Origin of the sequence: Achromobacter insuavis, assembly GCF_902859645.1 — a bacterium.
Lineage (GTDB): Bacteria > Pseudomonadota > Gammaproteobacteria > Burkholderiales > Burkholderiaceae_B > Achromobacter > Achromobacter insuavis.
This window is the reverse complement of record NZ_CADIJR010000065.1, coordinates 1-19,120: the sequence shown is the minus strand read 5'-3', so window position 1 is coordinate 19,120 and position 19,120 is coordinate 1. Positions and strand designations below refer to the sequence as shown.

The following is a 19,120-nucleotide window of genomic DNA, read 5'->3' as shown; positions in this document are numbered from 1 at the left end:
CATGAATACGAACACCCTGGTTCATCCTCGTTCCTTCTGGCCGGTGCTGGCGCGCGATCCGCTGATGCTGGCCGGGCTGACGCTGCTGGTGGCGCTGGTCGGCCTGTCGATGCTGGCGCCGCTCATCACCTGGCACGACCCGGCCGCGCTGGCGCCGCGGTTGCGCCTGAAGCCGATCAGCGCCGATTTCTGGCTGGGCACCGATTCGCTCGGCCGCGACCTGTTCTCGCGGGTGCTGTACGGCGGCCGGCTGTCGATCACGCTGGCGGCGCTGGTCAGCGTGATCTCGATCTGCGCGGGCCTGCTGCTGGGCCTGCTGGCCGGCTACTTCCGCGGGCTGGACGCGATCGTCATGCGCATCATCGACGGCATCATGGCGATTCCCGGCCTGCTGCTGGCCATCGCCATGGTGGCGCTGGGCGGCGCGACCATCCCGACCATGGTGACCGCGATCGCCATTCCCGAGATTCCGCGGGTGGCGCGGCTGGTGCGCAGCGTGGTGCTGTCGGTGCGCGAGGAGCCCTACGTGGAAGCCTCGCTCGGCATGGGCACGCGCACCTGGCGGGTGCTGTGGCGCCACGTGCTGCCCAGCACCATCAACCCGCTGGTGGTGCAGGCCACGTTCATCTGCGCCTCGGCCATCCTGATCGAGGCGGTGCTGGGCTTCCTGGGCCTGGGCTTTCCGCCCGAGATCCCGAGCCTGGGCAGCATCATTTCCGAGGGCCGCCCGTTCTTCCAGCGCGCGCCGTGGATCGTCCTGTTCCCGGGCATCTACCTGGCGCTGCTGATCCTGTCCGTGAACCTGTTCGGCGACGCGCTGCGCGACCGCCTGGACCCGCGCATGGCGCGGCAACGCAAGGGCTGATGCACATGTCCTCCGCACCCATCCTGGAAATCCGCGACCTCAAGGTCAGCCTGCCCGGCGCGGGCGACCGCCGCTATGCCGCCGAAGGCATCAACCTGACCGTCGGCCCGCGCGAGATCGTCTGCATCGTCGGCGAGTCGGGCTCGGGCAAGTCGGTGACGGCCAGCGCCGTCATGGGCCTGCTGCCCAAGAACGTGCTGACGCTGGAAAGCGGCCAGATCCTGCTGTCCGGCCGCGACATCACCCGCGCGCCGCTGGCCGAACTGCGCGAGCTGCGCGGCGACCGCATGGCCATGATCTTCCAGGAACCCATGACCGCGCTCAACCCGCTGATGCAGGTCGGCGACCAGATCGCGGAAATCTTCCAGTTCCACGGCCCGTCGCTGTCGCGCCGCGAGATCGACCAGCGCGTGCTGGCGCTGCTGGCCGACATGCGCCTGCCGTCGCCCGAGACCTTGCGGCACGCCTATCCGCACCAGCTTTCCGGCGGCCAGCGCCAGCGCGTGATGATCGCCATGGCGCTGGCGCTGGAGCCGGCGCTGATCATCGCCGACGAGCCCACCACCGCGCTGGACGTGACCTCGCAGGCGCAGGTGCTGCGCCTGCTGCACGGCCTGCGCGAGCGCCACGATACCGGCATCCTGTTCATCACCCACGACTTCGACGTGGTGGCCGAGATCGCCGACCGCGTCATCGTCATGCAGCAGGGCCGCATCGTCGAGGCCGGCACCGCCGCCGAGGTGCTGGCCAACCCACGCCATGCCTACACCCGCAAGCTGATCGACGCGGTGCCCAAGGGCCATTTCGGCGCGGGCGCGCCGCTGGCCGGCGGCGATCCGGTCATCGCGGTGGAAAACCTCGGCATGCGCTTCGTGACGTCCAGCCTGTTCAAGGCCAAGCGCCGCGAGGTGAACGCGCTCGATGGCGTGTCGCTGTCGCTGGCGCGCGGCGAGACCCTGGGCATCGTCGGCGAATCCGGCTCCGGCAAGACCACGCTGGGCCGCTGCCTGGCGCATTTCGCCCGGCCCACGTCCGGCCGCATCGTCATGAACGGGCAGGACGTCTCGCGCCTGTCGCGGGCCGCGTGGCGCGAGTGGTGCAAGCGCATCCAGATGGTGTTCCAGGACCCGTACCGGTCCTTCAACCCGCGCCTGACCATCGCGGCCACGCTGGCCGAGGGCCCGATGAACTATGGCGAGGACCGCGCCCGGGTAGAGGCGCGCATGCGCGACATGCTGGCGCTGGTCAGCATCGATCCGAGCGCGCTGGAGCGCTATCCGCATGAGTTCTCCGGCGGCCAGCGCCAGCGCATCTCGATCGCGCGCGCCCTGATGATGGAGCCGGAGATCCTGATCGCCGACGAGGCGGTGTCGGCGCTGGACGTGTCGGTGCAGGCGCAGATCCTGGACCTGCTGGAGCGGATCCGCGAACAGCTCAACCTGAGCATGATCTTCATCACCCACGACCTGCGGGTGGCGGCCCGGCTGTGCCACCGCATCGCCGTGATGCAGCGCGGCCGCGTCATGGAGATCGGCCCGGCCGAGCAGATTTTCACCCGGCCCGGCTGCGGCTACACGCAGGAGCTGCTGGCCGCCATTCCCGGCAAGGACGGGTTGGGCAGCCGCGCCCCGGCCCTGTCGCTGGCCGGCGCCTGAAGGAACCTTTGACGATGACACGCGTTGCCCTGTTGAGCCGTTCGGCCAACCTGTCTTACTTCCAGCCGCTGTTGCAGGGCCTGGACCCGGCGCTGGACGTGGCCGTCTGGCCCGACCCGCGCAGCCTGGAGGCCGACGTCGCGGTGTGCTGGAACCCGCCGGTCGGCGTCTACGACGACATGCCCAACCTGAAGCTGATCCACAGCATCGCCGCCGGCGTCGACAACCTGCTCGACGGCCAGCGCACGCGCGGCCTGCCGGTGTGCCGGGTGGTGGATCCGCAACTGGCGCAGGGCATGCTGCAGTACGTGCTGTGGTGCGTGCTGACGTTCCACCGCAAGCTCGACGTGGCGCTCGCCAACCAGCGCCAGGCGCGCTGGCAGCGGCCGCCGCAGACGCCCGCCTCGGAATGCCGCGTGGGCCTGATGGGGCTGGGCGAGCTGGGCAGCGCCATCGCCGCCGTGCTGCCCGGCATGGGCTACCGCGTCAACGGCTGGTCGCGCCGCCCGCGTCTGCTCGATGGCGTGCGGACCTATGCCGGCGAGGCGGGCTTCGACCAATTCCTGGCCGACACCGACGTGCTGATCTGCCTGGTGCCGCTCACCGACGCCACCCGCGGCATCCTCAATCGCGAGACCTTCGCCGCGTTGCCACGCGGCGCCGCGGTGGTCAACTGCGGGCGCGGCGAGCACCTGGTCGCGCCCGACCTGATCGAGGCGCTGGCCAGCGGCCAGCTGCGCGGCGCGGTGCTCGACGTGTTCGCGCACGAGCCGTTGGCGCCGACCGATCCGCTGTGGTCCACGCCCGGCGTGATCGTCACGCCGCACATGGCGACGATGCCCGCGGCGGCCACCGTGGCCGAACAGGTCGTCGCCAACATCCGGCGGCTGGGCCAGGGCGCGGCGCTGGCCAACACCGTGGACCCCGCGCGCGGTTACTGATCCCGCCCTTCCATTTCCCCACAGACCCCCAGACCACGAGACGCTCCATGCACTTCGAAGATCCCGCCTTCACCATTCCCACCGGTTCGCCGGCTCCCCTGGATCCGCAGATCGCCGAGTTCCTGCGGCGCATGGCGGCGGACGCGGCGCAGTATCCGCGCCGCGACACGCTGTCGATCGAGCAGGGCCGCGCCAACGCCGAGAAAGTGCGCCTGCCCTGGGCGCAAGGCGGCCCCGCCATGGCTCGCACCGAGGAACACCAGGTGGCCACGCGCCACGGCGACGTGCGCGTGCGCGTCTATTATCCGGCCGAGCGCCGCCTGCCCGGCGCCTTCATCTACATCCACGGCGGCGGCTTCGTGCTGTTCAGCATCGACACGCACGACCGCGTGATGCGCGAGTACGCCGAGCGCGCGGGCGTGGTGGTGGTCGGCGTGGACTACACCCGCGCGCCGGAGGCCAAGTTCCCGCAGCCGCTGGAGGAATGCGTGGACGTGGTGCGCTGGGTCGTCGCCCGCGCGGAGGCGCTGGAGATCGACGCCGACCAGCTGTTCGTCGGCGGCGACTCGGCCGGCGCCAACCTGTCGATGGGCACGGCGCTGACGCTGCGCGACGAAGGCCAGCCGCGGCTGATCAAGGGCCTGGTGCTGAACTACGGCGGCTTCGGCAGCAACCTGTTCCGCAATTCGGTGGTGCGCTACGGCGCCGGCGACTACGGCCTGTCGCTGCACATGATGATCTGGTTCCGCGGCATGCACATCCGCCACGGCAAGGACTTCTTCGATCCGCGCGTGGACATCCTGCGCGCCGACCTGAAGGCGCTGCCGCCGGTGTGGATGGTGGTGACCGAGTGCGATCCGCTGCACGACGACAGCGTCGAGCTGGAGCGCAAGCTGCGCGCGGCCGAGGTGGACGTCGCCGCCAAGGTCTACCCCGGCACCGCCCACAGCTTCCTCGAGGCGGTATCCATCGCCGACGTCGCGGGCGAGGCCTTCGACGACACGGCGCGCTGGCTGCACGCCAGGGCCTGACCCCAACCGGAGCGATCCATGAACCAAGAAGAAGCCCGGGTGCGCGATGAACTGGCGGCGTTGTACCGCCTGGTCGCGCACTTTCGCATGACGGACCTGATCGATACCCACATCAGCGCGCGCGTGCCTGGCGACAAGCCGCATTTCCTGATCAACCGCTATGGCGTGCTGTTCCATGAGATGCGGCCGCAGGACCTGGTGAAAATCGACCTGGACGGCAACCCGGTGGACCCGGGCGATGCCGAGAGCCAGGTGGTCAACGCCGCCGGTTTCACCATCCATTCGGCCGTGCATGCCGCGCGCCATGACCTGGCCTGCGTGGTGCACACGCACACCGCCGACGGCATCGCCGTGGCCTGCCAGCGCGACGGCCTGCTGCCCATCACCCAGCACGCCTTGCGCTTCTACAAGCGGCTGGGCTACCACGACTACCAGGGCATCGCGCTCGATCTGGAGGAGCGCGAAAGCCTGGTCGCCAGCCTCGGGCCGCACAAGGCCATGATCCTGCGCAACCACGGCCTGCTGGCCGCCGGGTCGTCGGTGGCCGAGGCGTTTGTCAACATCTATTACCTGGAGCGCGCCTGCCAGGCGCAGGTCAAGGCGCAGTCCTGCGGCGCGCCGCTGGTCCTGCCGTCGGAGGCGGTGTGCGAACGCACCGCCGGCCAGTACGAGCGGCCCACGGCGCCCATCTATACCCAACGCGTCTGGAGCGCCGCGCGACGGCTGCTGGAACCGGACCAGGAGACACCCACATGAAAGACAGCCTGACGACGGAGCGCGGCTTCCTGGCCGGCCCGCAGTTTCTGCATACCCCCGGCCCCACGCACGTGCCCGATGCGGTGCGCGAGGCGATGGCGCGCCAGTGCATGGACCTGTCCGATCCGCGCCTGGCGACGCTGATCGCCGATTGCGAGCGCGGCCTGGCGCGGCTGCTCGGCACCGGCCAGGCGGACGTGTTGATGTACGCGGCCAACGGCCACGGCGCCTGGGAGGCCACCATCGTCAACCTGGCCGCGCCTGGCGCGCGGGTGCTGGTGGCGGGCAGCGGCCATTTCGCCGAGGCCTGGGCGGTGCACGCGGAGGCGCTGGGCGTCGAGGCGCTGCGCACGCCCGCGCGGCCGGGGCAGGCGCTGGACCCCGCCCTGGTCGAGGCGGCGCTGCGTGCCGACACCGAACGCCGCATCGTCGCGGTGTTCGCGGTGCACACCGACACGGCCAGCGGCGTCACCAGCGATATCGCGGCGGTGCGCCGGGCGATGGACGCCAGCGGCCATCCGGCGCTGCTGGTGGCCGACGTGATCGCCTCGCTCGGGGCCACGCCGTTCCGCATGGACGAGTGGGGCGTGAACGTGGCCATCGGCGCGTCGCAGAAGGCGCTGATGGGGCCGCCCGGACTGTCGTTCACGGCCGTCGACGCGCGCGCCCTGCAGGTCGCCCGCGACAATCCCGCGCCGCGCGCCTATTGGGACTGGAACAAGCGCAAGAGCGACCTGCTGTACCGCAAGTTCTGCGGCACGCCGCCGCAGGGCCTGCTGGCCGGCCTGCGCGCCGCGCTCGGGCTGATCGCGGCCGAAGGCGAGGACGCGGTGTTCGCGCGCCACCGCCGGGTGGCCGCGGCGGTGCATGCCGCCGTCGACGCCTGGTCGCGGGCCGGGGCGCTGGCGCTGTTCGTCGCCGACCCGGCGGCGCGCGCGGTGTCGGTCACCACCATCGCCGTGCAGCCCGGCGTCGATATCGAGGCCATGCGCACCGTTGCCCGCGAGCGCTTCCACGTGGCGGTGGCGGGCGGGCTGGGGCCGTACGCCGGCCGCATGTTCCGCATCGGCCATCTCGGCGACGTGCATCCCGCCATGGCGCTGGGCGCGCTGGCCGGGGTCGAGGCCGCGCTGCGCGCCTGCGGCATCGCCATCGGCGACGGCGCGCTGTCGCGCGCGATCGAGGCGCTGGACGGCTGAATCCCTGTTGTCGGAGCGCGTGGCCGTCGGGATCGGCGCCATGCGGCTCCTTGCTACGCCCGCTGTTCCCTCCTTACTCCCCATCAGGACAAGAAAATGAGACAACGTGGTTTGATCGCGGCCGTGCTGACGGCCATCGCGGCGGCATTGCCCCTGAGCGCGGCGCAGGCCGATCCCGTCAATGCCAAGGTCGTGATGCACGCGCCGCTGCGCGTGCTGGATCCGGTGCTGACCAACGCCTACATCACCCGCAATCATGGCTATCTGGTGTACGACACGCTGTTCTCGCTGGACGCGGCCTCGCGGCCGCAGCCGCAGATGGTGGCGAGCTGGACCGTGTCGCCGGACAAGCTGACCTATGCGTTCACGCTGCGTCCGGGTTTGAAGTTCCATGACGGCGCGCCCGTCACCGGCGAGGACGTGGTGGCCTCGCTGGCCCGCTGGGCGCAGCGCGACCCGCTGGGCACGCGCCTGGCGGCGGTCACCGAGCGCATGGACAGTCCGACGCCCGACACCTTCCGCATCGTGCTCAAGCAGCCCTATGGCCTGTTGCTGGACGCGCTGGCCAAGCCGGGCTCGCCGGTGCCGTTCATCATGCCCAGTCGCATCGCCCGGACCCCGGCGTCCGAGGCCATCAAGGAGACCATCGGTTCGGGGCCCTACAAGTTCGTGGCGGGCGAATTCCAGGCGGGCGTGAAGGCCGTCTACCTGAAGAACACGGACTACGTGCCGCGCCAGGAGCCGGCCAGCCGCTTCGCCGGCGGCAAGGTGGCGCTGTTCGACCGCATCGACGTCGTCAACGTGCCGGACGCGCAGACCGCGGTGAATGCGTTGCGCCAGGGCGAGATCGACTTCGTCGAGAACGTCGCGCCGGACCTGCTGCCGCAGCTGGAGGGCGTCAGGAACGTGACCGTGCGCAGCTACGGCGAGAGCACCGAGACCTACACCCTGCGCATGAACTGGAAGCAGCCGCCGCTGGACAACGTCAAGGTGCGCCGCGCGGTGCTGGCCGCGCTGTACCAGGCGGACTACCTGGACGCCTCGCTGGGCGACCCGAAGTTCTACAAGCTGTGCGGCGCCATGCTCAGCTGTCTCTCGGCCTACCAGACGGAAGTCGGCGCGACGCAGACCAGGCCCGTCGACCTGGCGCGGGCCCGCGCCCTGCTGAAGGAGAGCGGCTATGCCGGCGAGAAGATCGTGGTGCTGCATCCGACCGACGTGCGCAGCCTGTCGGGACTGGCGCCAGTCACCGCGCAGGCGTTGCGCGCCATCGGCATGAACGTCGAGGTGCAGTCGATGGACTGGGCCACGCTGCTGTCGCGGCGCGGCAAGGATGCGCCGCTGGCCGATGGCGGCTGGAGCATCTTCCATTCCAGCCTGACCAGCATGGACCTGCTCAACCCGATCGTGAACCCCAACCTGGACGGGCGCGGCGATGGCGGCTATCCCGGCTGGACCCGCGACGAGCGGATCCAGCAGCTGCGCGCCGAATTCGAATCGGTGTCGAGCCAGGATGACCGCAAGCGCATCGCCACCGAGATCCAGCAGCGCGCCTATGAGCAGGTGATGTTCGTGCCGCTGGGCGGCTATTCGGAGTTCAAGGCCTACGACGCCAAGTTCAAGGACATGGTGGCGGCGCCGCTGCCGCTGTTCTGGCGCGGCAACTGAGGGGCGGCCGGCGGTCCCGGCGGCCCCTGGCGGGCCGTCAGGACATGCCGACCTTGCCGCTCAGCGCGCGCGCGGCGGTCATCAGCAGCGGCGAATAGCGCCGCGCGAATTCCTCGGGCGAAGCCCATTCGGACACCAGCCCGGCGATCTGGATGGCCGCCACCGGGCGGTGGCGGTGGTCCAGGATGGCGGTGGCCAGGTTCAGTTCGCCCAGCAGGCTTTCCTCGATCGCGGTGGCGTAGCCGTCATGGCGCGCCTGCCGCACCAGCGCGCGGATGCGGTCGGGATCGTTGTCGGTCTTGGGCGTGGTGGGGATGGTGGCGCGCGGCATGTCGGCCGAGCGCGCCAGGATGTCCTCGACCTCGTCGTCCGGCAGGTGCGACATGATGGCGCGGCCGCCGGCCGTCTGCACCATGGGCAGGTCGCGGCCGGCCAGCGTGCTGCTGAAGGTCTGGCGCTTGGTCTGGCGGCGCAGCGCGAAAATGATGAACAGGTCGTTGAACAGACTCAGCTCGACGCGCTCGTTGGTCTCGCGCTGCATCTCGGCAATCAGCGGCGTGGCGCGCTCCAGCAGCGGCACGCTGCGCATGTAGTCGAAGCTGCGCTGCAGGATCTTCTTGCCCGGCGTGTAGCCCTTGCCGCCGGCGCCGCGTTCCAGGTAGCCGAGCGTCACCAGCGTATGCGTCATGCGCTGCGTGGTGCTGCGGTCGAAGCCGGTGATCTCCATGAGCTCGTTCATGCTCATGGTGGACGGGTGGTTGGCAAAGGCTTCCAGCAATTCGAAGCCCTTGGCCAGGGATTGGACGAACAGGGGATCGGGACGGCTCATGACGGAAAGTCGCTCGGGAGCCCGCGCCGGGCGGGGACGAAAAGAATTGTATAAAGATTCTTAGGTATTTCCTACAGATACTTGTTCGTCGCAGAAACGCAGGAACTGTTGCAGCGTGGGCTGCCGTTCGGCGGCGCGTTGCCATGCCAGCATGGTGGGTGGGTTGTGCGCCCGCAGGTCAACCGGCAGGATCACGGCGTTGTCCGAGGCGGTCAGGCGCTGCGCCGCCGCCAGCGGCAGCATCACCAGGTAATCCGTGCCGCGGATGAACTCGTCGGTGAGCAACAGGTCGCTTGCCTGGATGCCGAGAGGCGGCAGGCCCAGGTCGCCGGCCAGGAACAACGCGGTCAGCCGATCGTGCATCATCGTGCCCGGACGCGGCTTGCACCAGGGCTGCCCGTGCAGGTCCTTGAGCGTCAGCCGGCGCTTGCCGGCCAACGGCGACAGCCTGGCGTTGGCCACCACCACCAGCGGCTGCGGCGGCACCAGGCGCAGGCGGCCCAGGCCGGAGGCGATCAGTTCGGCGCTGTCGTAGCACACCAGCGCGTCCAGCTTGTCGTCGAGCAGCAGATCGGCCATGGCGCGATAGCCGCCGGACTGCACGTCGAGCGCGACGCCCGGCCGCGCCTGGTTGAAGGCATGGATCAAGGGCGCCAGACTGAGCTTGCCCATGTCGGTGGCCACGCCGATACGCAGGTCGCCCTGGCGGCCGTCGCGCACGTCCATGACGCTCTGGGCCAGGCCGCGCGCCTGCGCCAGCACCAGCTCCATCATCGGCAGGACCTGGCGGCCCATTTCCGTCAGGCGCCTGGCGTTGCCAACGCGCTCGAACAGCTTGAAGCCCAGCTGAGATTCCAGTTCAGCCAGGGTCTTGGAGACGGCGGATTCACTGACGTTGGCCGCCGTCGCGACCTCTTTGGCCGAGAGCGCGTCGCGCAGCGCCAGCGCGATCTGCAGGTGCCGCAGCTTCAGGCGCGCGGCCAGCGATTCGACGGTTGGCGGCTTGACCATTTTCTCAACCCCTTGAGCGAATAATTCACTATACGGTAACCCCAGCCGGCCCGATCATAGGCGCACAAGGAGAACGCCATGTTTGACCGCACCCGCTTGCTCGCCTTCCTCCTAGCCGTCGCGACGACGGCAGGCCTGCCCTCCCACGTCCTGGCCCAGGCGCCGGCCGGCGGCGACAAGCTTGTGCGGCTGGTGGTCGGTTACGCCGCCGGCGGCGCGGCCGACGCCGTGGCCCGCGCCTATGCCGAGCAATTGCAGACGGCGGGCTATGGCAACGTCATCGTCGAGAACCGCCCCGGCGCCTCGGGACGGCTGGGCTTCGACGTGGTCAAGCGCGCCAAGCCGGACGGCCTGACGCTGTACCTCGGGTCGTCGCCGATGTTCGTGATCTTCCCGTTGACCTACCGCAAGCTGGGATACGACCCGGACCATGACCTGCGTCCGGTGGCGTTGCTGGCGGACGTGCCCACCGCCGCGGTCGCGGGCGCCACGCAACCCTATGGCGGCATGGCCGAGTATGTGAAATGGGCCCGGCAGGCGCGCGCCAAGGCGACCCTGGGCCTGGCGACGCAAGGCAGCCCCGGCCAGCTGGGCACGATCGAGATGGGCGGCCAGAACGGCCTGGAGGTCGTGCCCGTGCTGTATCGCGGCGCGGCGCCGATGCTGGTGGACGTGGCCGGCGGCGAGGTCTCCATGGGCTGGGATGCCGTGGCCAGCATGCTGCCGCTGTACAACGCCGGCAAGATCAAGTTCCTGGGCGTGGCGGGCGGCCGCCGCCTGCCCATGCTGCCGGACGTGCCGACCTTGCTGGAGCAGGGCTTCCCGCAGTACCAGCATGCCGCCAGCTGGTACGGCATCTATGCGCCGGCCGCCACGCCGGACGCCACCGTGGCGAGCCTGGAGCAGGCCTTTGTCGCCGCCGGCAAGCAGCCCGCATTGATCGAACGGCTGCAGGCCGCCGGCTTCGTGGTCGAGCCGCGGGACGCGCAGGAGGCCAAGCGTCGCATCGGCGTGGAGCGCGCGCACTGGGCGCCGATCGTCAAGGCCGCCGGCATCGCCTTCGACGAATAGGCGGCGCATCCATGGACGATTCCCTTTGCGCATTGAGCGCGGTCGAGGCCGCGCGCCGCATCCGTGACCGGTCCGTGTCGCCAGTGGAACTGGTGGGCGCGGCGCTCGCGCGGGCGCAGCGGCTGCAGCCGCTGCTGAACTGCTTCATCACGCTGTGCTTCGAGCGTGCCATGGACGAGGCCCGCGCCGCCGAGGCGGCCCTGATGCGCGGCGAGCCGGTGGGCCTGCTGCACGGCCTGCCGCTCACGGTGAAGGATCTGGTCAATACCGCGGGCGTCAGGACCACGTTCGGCGCGGTGCCGTTCCGCGACAACGTGCCGGCCGAGGATGCGGTCGCGGTGGCGCGCCTGCGCGCGCAGGGCGCGATCCTGATCGGCAAGACCACCACGCCCGAGTTCGGCTCCAAGTCGATGACCGACTCGCCGCTGTTCGGCCATACCCGCAATCCGTGGAATCTGGACCGCACCTGCGGCGGGTCGAGCGGCGGGGCCGCGGCCGCGACGGCGGCAGGCATCACCGCGCTGGCCGTGGCCACCGATGGCGGCGGCTCCACCCGCATCCCCGCCGCGTGCAACGGCGTGGTCGGCTTCAAGCAGAGCCTGGGCGCGATTCCCCACAGCCAGGCGCAGGACGCCATCGGCAACCAGACCTACGTCACGCCCACCACGCGCACGGTCGCGGATACCCGGTTGATGATGGCGGCCATGGCCGGGCCGCATGCCTGCGACCCCTGGTCGCTGGGTGTGCCGGCGGCGGACTACGGCGCTGTCGCCCGCGCCGAGGCGTTGCGCGGCAAGCGCATCCGCTACTGTCTCGCGCCGCCCGGGCGGCCGGTGGCCGCCGATGCGCGCCGCGCGTTCGAGGCGGCGCTGGCGCGCCTGGCCGACCTGGGCGCGCAGGTGGAGCCGTTTGACGGCGCTGCCTTCGATATCGAGCCGGTCTGGCGCGTCATCAATCACACGGTCTGGCGCACGCGCTTCCTGCCGCTGATCGCGCGCGAGCCGCACGCCTACAGCCCCACGTTCCAGCGCCAGGTCGCCTCGGCCGCGCAGTTCAGCGCGCAGCAGTACCAGGAGGCCATGTTCGCCCGCACCACACTTTACCGCCAGGTGCAGGCGCTGTTCGGCCAGGCCGACCTGCTGGCGATGCCGACGATATCGCGCACCGCCTTGCCGCTGGGCACCGACATCTTCGACACGCTCGACATCGATGGCCGCGCCTATGAGGACATCCGCGCCCACTGGTATCCGTGGACCATGCTGTTCAACCTGACCGGGCACCCGGCGATCAGCGTGCCCTGTGGATTGGGGACGGATGGCCTGCCCCTCGGGTTGCAGCTGGTGGCGCCGCTGCACGGCGACCTGGACCTGCTGCACGCGGCCGAGGCGTTCGAGCAGGCCGCCACGCCGCTGCCGCCGGTGGCCGTGGCCGGCAGCGCGGCCTCGCACCCCGTGGAATAAACCGCCCGGCTCGATTGTCTGCGCTGATGAGGGTCCATTGGGGACCCCGCAACAGACAGGAGCCGCCATGTCCGGAATCCATCACCTGTGGCGCAGGCGCGCGCTCGCCTGCGCGCTGACCCTGCTGGCGGGCGCCGGCAGTGGCCAGGCCTGGTCGCAGTCCGCCCCATCCGCCGAGGAAGCGGCGTTCCTGGCCGAAAACGACGCCGCCATGAACCGCATGATGGACGCGATGGCGCCCCATCCCAGCGGCGACATCGACCAGGATTTCGTCGCCATGATGGCGCCGCATCACCAGGGCGCCATCGACATGGCCATGGCCGAACTGCGCTATGGCAAGAACGAACAGCTGCGCCGCCTCGCGCAGGAAATCATTGTCGAGCAGCAGCAGGAAATCGCCGCCATGCGCCTGGCGCTGGGCCAGCCGCTGCCCGAATCGCGTCCCGCGCCCGACCAGCCCGCCGATCTGCGGCCGGCCCCAGCCCCCGCCCAGTCCCACCACGGAGCGTCCCATGCCCAGTAGTTCATCCCTCAATCTCCTGGCCGGCGCCGTCGCGCTGGCCCTGGCCCCGGCCGTGTTCGCCGGGCAGGCGCCCGCCGCGGCGGCAGCGCCCGACATTCCGATGTCGCACCGCGACCGCATCTATGCCGCCGAACAGTTTTCCAACACCGTCTCGGTCACCGACCCGGTGGACAACAAGCTGCTGGGCGTGATCCGGCTGGGCGATCCGGCGCCCGGCAACTTCAGTCCGTTGTACAAGGGCCAGGTGCTGGTGCATGGCATGGGCTTCGCGCCTGATCACCGTACGCTGGCGGTGGTGTCCATCGGCTCGAATTCGGTCACCTTCATCGATACGCAGACCAACATGGTCAAGCACACCACCTACGTCGGCCGCTCGCCGCACGAGGCCTTCTACACGCCCGACGGCAAGGAGGTCTGGGTCACGGTGCGCGGCGAGGACTACGTCTCGGTGATCGACGCCGCGACGTTCAAGGAAACCGACCGCATCAAGACGGCGGCCGGCCCGGGCATGCAGATCTTTTCGCCGGACGGGAAGTACGGCTACATCTGTTCGTCGTTCAATCCGGAGACCGTGGTGGTGACGGTGAGTGACCACAAGATCGTGGGCAAGGTCGCGCAGGCCAGTCCGTTCTGCCCCAACATCGCCGCCACGCCGGACGGCCGGCAGGTGTGGTTCACGCTCAAGGACGTGGGCAAGACGCAGGTGTTCGACGCGCGCCCGCCGTTCAAGCTGCTCAAGACCCTCGATACCGGCCCCATCACCAACCACGTGAATTTCGCCCGCACTGGCAAGGACAAGGCGACCTACGCCTACATCACGGTGGGCGGCTTGAACCAGGTGCAGGTCTACCGCACGGATGACTTCTCGCGCGTGGCGACGATCGGCGTGGGCAAGCTGCCGCACGGTGTGTGGCCGTCGGGTGACGGCAGCCGCGTCTACGTCGGCCTGGAGAATGCCGACCAGTTGGCCGCCATCGACACGGCGACCAACAAGGTGGTCGCCAACGTGCCGATCGGCCAGGCGCCGCAGGCCATCAACTATGTGCCGGACGCCGTGCCGCAGGGCGACGGCCTGCAGAACCTGCAGCCCCTGGGCGTGGCCGGGCAGGCCGCGCACCTGGAGCTGCAGGCGTGGGCCGACGGCAAGCGGCAGCTGGCGGCGTCGGCCCCGACCAGCGTCACCCTGTTCGACCAGGGCCTGACGCAGGTGCTGCAGGCCTCGGCCACCGGCCTGCAACCGAAGCAGTCGTACGTGCTGGCGCTGTCGGAGCAAGCCGATGGGTCGGGTCAGCTGCAAGCGCTGTCGAACTTCATGACCAACCCGGCCGGGTCGGCCATCGTCAACGCCATCGGGCCGATCCGCCAGATCGTGCAGGGCGCCGGCGCGGCGACGGACGCGCGTCGCTACCTGGTGATCGCCCCGCTGCGCGACGGCAAGCCGGGCGCGCCGGTGCAGGTCCAGGCGCTGTGAACGCCGGCCGCGCATGGCCCCGTGGCCATGCGCGGCCGGCGCGATAATGCAAGGCAAGCATGGAGAGAGTCCCCGTATGGACGATCTGGTCCAACTGATTGAGCCGATGATTCCGGCGATGCGCCGCTACGCCAGGGCGCTGCTGCGCGACCAGGCGGTGGCCGACGACCTGGTCCAGGACTGCCTGGAACGCGTCATCGCGCAATGGCACAAGCGGCGCGACGCCGGCAGCACGCGCAGCTGGGTGTTCGCCATCCTGCACAACCTGGCGATGAACGTATTGCGGCAGACCCGCGCGCGCGGCCATCACCTGCCGCTGGATGAGATCGACGAGGCCGTCCTGACCACCCGCGCCACGCAGGAAGACGGCTTGCGCTATGGCGAGTTGCTGCGCGCCCTGGACACCCTGCCCAAGGAGCAGAGCAGCGTGCTGCTGCTGGTGTCGGTGGAGGGCCTGTCCTATGCCGAGACGGCCAAGGTGCTCGACGTGCCGATCGGCACGGTGATGTCGCGCCTGTCGCGCGGCCGTGAAAAACTGCTGAACCTGATACAGGGCGACGTTGCCGCGCCCGCTCGTCCCGCCTTGCGGAGAGTCAAATGAACATGGACCGACCTTTACTCGAGGATGACCTGCTGGCGTATGTCGATGGCGCGCTGGACGCCGACATGCGCGCGCGCGTCGAACAGTACCTGGACACGCATCCCGAGGCGGCCCGCCGCGTGCAGGGCTACCTGGCGCAACGCGAGGACCTGCGCGCCGCGCTGGCGCCGATCGCGCAGGAGCCGATCCCGGCCGCGCTCAACCTGTCGCGGCTGGTCGATGCGCATCGCTCCGCCCGCCGCGTGCCGTGGAAGATCGCGGCGTCGGTGGCGCTGGCCTTCACCCTGGGCGGCAGCGGCGGCTGGTTCCTGCGCGGCCCGGCCGACCAGGCCGGCGTCGCGGCGCTGGCGCGCGAGGCGGCCAGCAGCTACCAGGTCTATGCGGCGGATCGCACCCGGCCGGTGGAGCTGCGCGCCGACAGCACGCCCGAATTGGTGAGCTGGGTGTCGCAGCGCTTGAACCATGCGGTGTCGGTGCCGGACCTGAGCCAGTCGGGCTACCGCTACATGGGCGGACGCCTGGTCGCGACCGAGCACGGTCCGGCCGCCCTGTTCATGTACGACGATGACCGCGGCACGCGCGTGACCATGCTGGTGCGGCCGATGAAGGTCGAGGGCGACATGAAGATGGTGCCGCACCGGCAGGACGGCGTGGCGGGCTACTCGTGGGCCGACCAGGGGCTGGGCTACAGCCTGATGTCCAGCCTGGACCCCGACAGCATCCATCGCCTGGCCGACGAGACGCGGCGTCAGTTGACGGCGCCGCGCGGCGCCGGCTAGCGGGGCGTCAGCGCTCGGGCGTGGCCAGCATGTCGGCGCGGCGCTGGTGGCGCCCGCCTTCGAACGGCGTGTCGAGGAACGCGCCGACGCAGTCGCGCGCGACGTCCAGGCCGATGATCCGGCTGCCCAGCGCCAGCACGTTGGCGTCGTTGTGCTGGCGGCTCAGCCGCGCCATGGTGGCGTTGGCGCAGAGCGCCGCCCTGACTGCCGCGTAGCGGTTGGCCGCGATCGAGATGCCGATGCCCGAGCCGCAGATCACGATGCCCAGGCGGGCGCGGCCGTCGGTGATGGCCTGTCCCATGGCGAAGCCATAGGCGGGATAGTCCACGGATTCCTCGCTGTGGGTGCCCAGGTCGAGCCAGTCGATCGACGCGAATGACTGCTTCAGTTTTTCCTTGAGGTCGTATCCGGCGTGGTCGGCGGCGATGGCGATTTTCATTCTGGGGTTCCCGGTGGCTCGGTGAGGGTTCAGGGCCGCGGCAGGCGCGGGTCCGTTGTTGGCATGTCGACATCGCCGAGACCGGCGCGCAGTTGCACGATGTCGCGCTTGACGGCGTGGGTGAAGGCGCGCCAGGGGGCGCCGGCCTGCTGCTCGCGGCCGTCGACCCACATCAGTTTGTGGAAGAAGGGCGGCGCCACGACGGGCACCACGAACAGGTGCGGATCGCGCCGCTCGCTCAGCAGACCGGCCGATTCGAAGATGGTGACGCCGACGCCGTCGCGCACCAGCAGCATGCGCGCGCCCAGGGCGTCGACCTCGTGCACGATGTGCGGCGTCAGCTGCAGCTGCTTCATCGCCTGGTCCAGGTCCAGGCGGGTGCCATGGCGCCGCGTGGGAATCAGCAGCGGCAGCCGCGCCAGCTGCTCCAGGGTCAGGCCCTGGTCCAGATCCAGCCCATGGCGCCGCGCCAGGTCGCGCGAGCCGACCACGTAGACGGGTTCCAGGAACAGCAGGTCGCCCGCCAGCTGGCGCGGCCGCTTCGGTTCATAGATGACGGCGGCGGAAAGCTCGCCGGCGAGCAGCCAGTCATGCAGATCGCCGCTGTGTCCTTCGCGCACGACGAAGGTGAGGGCGGGGTACTGGCGCTGCACGCTGGCCATCAGCTTGGGGGCGATCGACTGCGAGAAGAACATCGGCACCCCCAGCTTGAAGACACCGGCCAGGTCGCGGTCGGCGGCCTTGCCCTCGGCCTTGATCTGGGCCACCTGCTGCAGGAAGCCGGCGGCCAGTTCCAGCAGGCGTTCGCCGGCGGCGGTGGGGATCACGCCGCGGCCATGGCGCCGCAGCAGCGGACAGCCCATTTCCTGTTCCAGCGCTGCCACCTGCCGGCTCAGGACGGACTGGTTCAGGCCCAGGGTGTCGGCGGCCCGGGAAAAACTGCCCGCCCGCACGGCCTCCCTGAGGTATTCGAGTTGCTGCGTATTCATGATCGACCGATCCGTTGCGCCATGCATATCGGGTCGACACGACCGCGCCTGCTGCAAGGTATGCAAATAATGCATGGCTGATAGTAGCGCAATCGGCTAGGTCCGCGCCATGGCGCTCCCTACACTGCCTGCACGTTCCCGCTTCCGCCGGGACGACACATATACAAGGGGAATTCATGCGTCTGCCCAGTCTTCTGGCCGGCCTCGCGCTGGCTGTCATTTCCGTTTCCACGCACGCGGCGTCCACGCTGGACACCGTCAAGAGCCGCGGCACCCTGCGCTGCGGCGCCCTGAACGACATGCCGGGCTTCGGCTCGCCCGACAGCCAGGGCACGCTGCGCGGCATCGACGTCGACTTCTGCCGCGCCATCGCCGCCGCCACGCTCGGCGACGCCAACAAGGTCACCTTCGTGGCGACTTCGCCGCTGAACCGCTTTTCCGTGCTGCAGTCGGGCGACGTCGACGTGCTGATCCGCCAGACCACCCAGACCTTCACGCGCGATTCGCAGCTGGGCTTGCTGTGGGCCGGCATCACGGTCTATGACGGCCAGGGCTTCATGGTGCGCAAGGACATGGGCGTGACCTCGGTCAAGGAGCTGGACGGCGCCAGCATCTGCCTGCTGCCGGGCAGCAATACCGAACAGAACATCGCCACGTTCTACCAGGCCAACGGCATGCGCTACAAGCCGATCTCGATCGACAACGCCGACGCCCTGCGCCGCGCGTTCTTCGAGGGCCGCTGCGACGTCTACGTGGGCGACCGCGCCCAGCTGGCCGCCAACCGCTCGGTCGCGCCCAAGCCCGACGATTACGTCATCCTGCCCGAAGTGCTGGCCAAGTCGCCGCTGGGTCCGATCGTGCGCCAGGGCGACGACCAGTGGCTCAACATCGTCAAGTGGACCATCTACGCGACGCTGCTGGCCGAGGAAAACGGCGTCGACAGCGCCAACGTCGAGGCCAAGCGGGCCGACGGCGCCAACGCCGAGGTCGCGCGCCTGCTGGGCAAGACGCCCGGCCTGAGCAAGCAGCTGGGGCTGGCGGACGACTGGGCCTACCAGATCGTCAAACAGGTCGGCAACTACGGGCAGATCTATGACCGTTCGCTGGGCGAGAAATCGCCGCTCAAGCTGCCGCGCGGCCTGAACAAGCTGTGGACCGACGGCGGTCTGCAATACGCCCCGCCGTTCCTGTGAGCCACGCCATGACGGATGCGACGACGATGGCGCCGGCGCCGCTGCGCGCCGGCGGCCAGACGCCCGGCGCCCTGCGCCGCAAGCTGTGGCAATGCGCGGTGGGCGCGGCGCTGGCGCTGCTGGTGATCGCCAGCGGCTTCATCCTGCGCGATAACCTGCAGCGGCTGGGGCTGACGGTCGGCTTCGACTTCCTGCAGCGGCCCGCGGGCTTCCAGATCGGCGTGTCGCTGTTGCCGTACGCGCCGACCGACTCGATCGCCTACGCCATCCTGACCGGCGCGCTGAACACGGTGATGCTGGTGGTGCTGGCCGGTGTCTGCGCCACGGTGCTGGGCGTGGCCATCGGGCTGGCGCGCCGCAGCGTCAATCCGCTGGTGCGCGGCCTGACGCTGGGCTATGTGGAACTGCTGCGCAACACGCCGCTGCTGATGCAGATCCTGCTGTGGTCGGCCGTGCTGCTCAAGCTGCCGCCTGCCGCCAAGGCGCTGCAATGGGGCGGCCTGACGCTGAGCCAGCGCGGCATCTATTTCCCGTCGCTGCATCTGGTGGCCGGGCAGGGCATGGCGCTGGCGGCCTGTGTGGCCGCCGCGCTGGCCGCCGCGCTGGCGGCGCGGGCCGGCTTGCGCCGCTTGCGGCCGG

At 70.0% G+C, this 19,120-nt stretch carries 19 protein-coding genes; 15 read left to right on the top strand and 4 right to left on the bottom strand.

Translation table 11 applies throughout. The annotated features are described in order from the left end of the window. Nucleotide 1: 1 nt before the first annotated feature. From H0523_RS24530 to H0523_RS24500, 7 genes are all read left to right on the top strand, one after another. Nucleotides 2–865 carry an ABC transporter permease gene (locus H0523_RS24530; protein WP_054428843.1) on the top strand — a complete coding sequence of 288 codons (864 nt, stop codon included), beginning with the start codon at nucleotides 2–4 and terminating at the stop codon, nucleotides 863–865. A gap of 5 nt (nucleotides 866–870) precedes the next feature. Next, nucleotides 871–2,520, top strand: coding sequence for an ABC transporter ATP-binding protein (locus H0523_RS24525; RefSeq protein WP_082404343.1), 1,650 nt, complete (start codon nucleotides 871–873; stop codon nucleotides 2,518–2,520). A 14-nt stretch (nucleotides 2,521–2,534) separates the two neighbouring features. Next, nucleotides 2,535–3,461 (top strand): 2-hydroxyacid dehydrogenase, encoded by a 927-nt coding sequence (locus tag H0523_RS24520; RefSeq protein ID WP_054428841.1) that lies wholly within the window; start codon nucleotides 2,535–2,537, stop codon nucleotides 3,459–3,461. 47 nt (nucleotides 3,462–3,508) lie between these two features. Continuing rightward, nucleotides 3,509–4,492, top strand: coding sequence for an alpha/beta hydrolase fold domain-containing protein (locus H0523_RS24515; RefSeq protein WP_054428840.1), 984 nt, complete (start codon nucleotides 3,509–3,511; stop codon nucleotides 4,490–4,492). An 18-nt stretch (nucleotides 4,493–4,510) separates the two neighbouring features. Beyond that, nucleotides 4,511–5,248 (top strand): class II aldolase/adducin family protein, encoded by a 738-nt coding sequence (locus tag H0523_RS24510; protein ID WP_054428839.1) that lies wholly within the window; start codon nucleotides 4,511–4,513, stop codon nucleotides 5,246–5,248. After that, complete coding sequence (locus H0523_RS24505; RefSeq protein WP_231689724.1) at nucleotides 5,245–6,447, top strand: pyridoxal-phosphate-dependent aminotransferase family protein; 1,203 nt, start codon at nucleotides 5,245–5,247, stop codon at nucleotides 6,445–6,447. Before H0523_RS24510 ends, H0523_RS24505 begins: the two co-directional genes overlap by 4 nt. A 96-nt stretch (nucleotides 6,448–6,543) precedes the next feature. Further along, nucleotides 6,544–8,115: an ABC transporter substrate-binding protein gene (locus H0523_RS24500; RefSeq protein ID WP_054428838.1), complete on the top strand. Its 1,572-nt coding sequence runs from the start codon at nucleotides 6,544–6,546 to the stop codon at nucleotides 8,113–8,115. A gap of 37 nt (nucleotides 8,116–8,152) precedes the next feature. On the opposite strand, the gene H0523_RS24495 is transcribed toward H0523_RS24500, so the two are convergent. Together H0523_RS24495 and H0523_RS24490 are read right to left on the bottom strand one after the other, a co-directional pair. Beyond that, a complete protein-coding gene (locus tag H0523_RS24495; RefSeq protein ID WP_054428837.1) occupies nucleotides 8,153–8,944 on the bottom strand; it encodes an IclR family transcriptional regulator in 792 nt (263 codons plus the stop codon). 60 nt (nucleotides 8,945–9,004) lie between these two features. Continuing rightward, nucleotides 9,005–9,955: a LysR family transcriptional regulator gene (locus H0523_RS24490; RefSeq protein WP_054428836.1), complete on the bottom strand. Its 951-nt coding sequence runs from the start codon at nucleotides 9,953–9,955 to the stop codon at nucleotides 9,005–9,007. A 78-nt stretch (nucleotides 9,956–10,033) separates the two neighbouring features. Here H0523_RS24490 and H0523_RS24485 point away from each other — a divergent pair, with 78 nt between their 5' ends. The 6 genes from H0523_RS24485 to H0523_RS24460 all read left to right on the top strand — a co-directional run bounded on the left by H0523_RS24485 (nucleotide 10,034) and on the right by H0523_RS24460 (nucleotide 15,860). Continuing rightward, a complete protein-coding gene (locus H0523_RS24485) occupies nucleotides 10,034–11,026 on the top strand; it encodes a Bug family tripartite tricarboxylate transporter substrate binding protein (protein ID WP_054428835.1) in 993 nt (330 codons plus the stop codon). Between the two features lie 11 nt (nucleotides 11,027–11,037). After that, the gene (locus H0523_RS24480) at nucleotides 11,038–12,486 is read left to right on the top strand and encodes an amidase (protein WP_054428834.1); all 1,449 of its coding nucleotides are present in this window, start codon (nucleotides 11,038–11,040) and stop codon (nucleotides 12,484–12,486) included. A gap of 67 nt (nucleotides 12,487–12,553) precedes the next feature. Beyond that, complete coding sequence (locus tag H0523_RS24475; RefSeq protein WP_054428833.1) at nucleotides 12,554–13,009, top strand: DUF305 domain-containing protein; 456 nt, start codon at nucleotides 12,554–12,556, stop codon at nucleotides 13,007–13,009. Beyond that, the gene (locus H0523_RS24470) at nucleotides 12,999–14,480 is read left to right on the top strand and encodes a YncE family protein (protein ID WP_054428832.1); all 1,482 of its coding nucleotides are present in this window, start codon (nucleotides 12,999–13,001) and stop codon (nucleotides 14,478–14,480) included. The genes H0523_RS24475 and H0523_RS24470 overlap by 11 nt, the downstream gene beginning before the upstream one ends. Before the next feature lie 76 nt (nucleotides 14,481–14,556). Then, complete coding sequence (locus H0523_RS24465) at nucleotides 14,557–15,081, top strand: RNA polymerase sigma factor (RefSeq protein ID WP_054428831.1); 525 nt, start codon at nucleotides 14,557–14,559, stop codon at nucleotides 15,079–15,081. A 2-nt stretch (nucleotides 15,082–15,083) separates the two neighbouring features. Next, nucleotides 15,084–15,860: an anti-sigma factor family protein gene (locus H0523_RS24460; protein WP_231689725.1), complete on the top strand. Its 777-nt coding sequence runs from the start codon at nucleotides 15,084–15,086 to the stop codon at nucleotides 15,858–15,860. Between the two features lie 7 nt (nucleotides 15,861–15,867). On the opposite strand, the gene rpiB is transcribed toward H0523_RS24460, so the two are convergent. Beyond that, a complete protein-coding gene (rpiB, locus tag H0523_RS24455; RefSeq protein ID WP_054428829.1) occupies nucleotides 15,868–16,299 on the bottom strand; it encodes a ribose 5-phosphate isomerase B in 432 nt (143 codons plus the stop codon). Nucleotides 16,300–16,328: 29 nt separating this feature from the next. Then, complete coding sequence (locus tag H0523_RS24450; protein ID WP_054428828.1) at nucleotides 16,329–17,288, bottom strand: LysR family transcriptional regulator; 960 nt, start codon at nucleotides 17,286–17,288, stop codon at nucleotides 16,329–16,331. Nucleotides 17,289–17,464: 176 nt separating this feature from the next. Between H0523_RS24450 and H0523_RS24445 the strand changes: the two genes are divergently transcribed. Next, nucleotides 17,465–18,481 carry an amino acid ABC transporter substrate-binding protein gene (locus H0523_RS24445; RefSeq protein WP_054428827.1) on the top strand — a complete coding sequence of 339 codons (1,017 nt, stop codon included), beginning with the start codon at nucleotides 17,465–17,467 and terminating at the stop codon, nucleotides 18,479–18,481. Between the two features lie 8 nt (nucleotides 18,482–18,489). Beyond that, the coding region (locus H0523_RS24440) for an ABC transporter permease subunit (RefSeq protein WP_180180175.1) at nucleotides 18,490–19,120 on the top strand (631 nt) is incomplete at its 3' end.

Bases quoted from the DNA above. Each gene is read 5' to 3' on its own strand.
- H0523_RS24530 (WP_054428843.1), top strand. From the start codon at position 2: ATGAATACGAACACCCTGGTTCATCCTCGTTCCTTCTGGCCGGTGCTG.
- H0523_RS24525 (WP_082404343.1), top strand. From the start codon at position 871: ATGTCCTCCGCACCCATCCTGGAAATCCGCGACCTCAAGGTCAGCCTG.
- H0523_RS24520 (WP_054428841.1), top strand. From the start codon at position 2,535: ATGACACGCGTTGCCCTGTTGAGCCGTTCGGCCAACCTGTCTTACTTC.
- H0523_RS24515 (WP_054428840.1), top strand. From the start codon at position 3,509: ATGCACTTCGAAGATCCCGCCTTCACCATTCCCACCGGTTCGCCGGCT.
- H0523_RS24510 (WP_054428839.1), top strand. From the start codon at position 4,511: ATGAACCAAGAAGAAGCCCGGGTGCGCGATGAACTGGCGGCGTTGTAC.
- H0523_RS24505 (WP_231689724.1), top strand. From the start codon at position 5,245: ATGAAAGACAGCCTGACGACGGAGCGCGGCTTCCTGGCCGGCCCGCAG.
- H0523_RS24500 (WP_054428838.1), top strand. From the start codon at position 6,544: ATGAGACAACGTGGTTTGATCGCGGCCGTGCTGACGGCCATCGCGGCG.
- H0523_RS24495 (WP_054428837.1), bottom strand. From the start codon at position 8,944: ATGAGCCGTCCCGATCCCCTGTTCGTCCAATCCCTGGCCAAGGGCTTC.
- H0523_RS24490 (WP_054428836.1), bottom strand. From the start codon at position 9,955: ATGGTCAAGCCGCCAACCGTCGAATCGCTGGCCGCGCGCCTGAAGCTG.
- H0523_RS24485 (WP_054428835.1), top strand. From the start codon at position 10,034: ATGTTTGACCGCACCCGCTTGCTCGCCTTCCTCCTAGCCGTCGCGACG.
- H0523_RS24480 (WP_054428834.1), top strand. From the start codon at position 11,038: ATGGACGATTCCCTTTGCGCATTGAGCGCGGTCGAGGCCGCGCGCCGC.
- H0523_RS24475 (WP_054428833.1), top strand. From the start codon at position 12,554: ATGTCCGGAATCCATCACCTGTGGCGCAGGCGCGCGCTCGCCTGCGCG.
- H0523_RS24470 (WP_054428832.1), top strand. From the start codon at position 12,999: ATGCCCAGTAGTTCATCCCTCAATCTCCTGGCCGGCGCCGTCGCGCTG.
- H0523_RS24465 (WP_054428831.1), top strand. From the start codon at position 14,557: ATGGACGATCTGGTCCAACTGATTGAGCCGATGATTCCGGCGATGCGC.
- H0523_RS24460 (WP_231689725.1), top strand. From the start codon at position 15,084: ATGGACCGACCTTTACTCGAGGATGACCTGCTGGCGTATGTCGATGGC.
- rpiB (WP_054428829.1), bottom strand. From the start codon at position 16,299: ATGAAAATCGCCATCGCCGCCGACCACGCCGGATACGACCTCAAGGAA.
- H0523_RS24450 (WP_054428828.1), bottom strand. From the start codon at position 17,288: ATGAATACGCAGCAACTCGAATACCTCAGGGAGGCCGTGCGGGCGGGC.
- H0523_RS24445 (WP_054428827.1), top strand. From the start codon at position 17,465: ATGCGTCTGCCCAGTCTTCTGGCCGGCCTCGCGCTGGCTGTCATTTCC.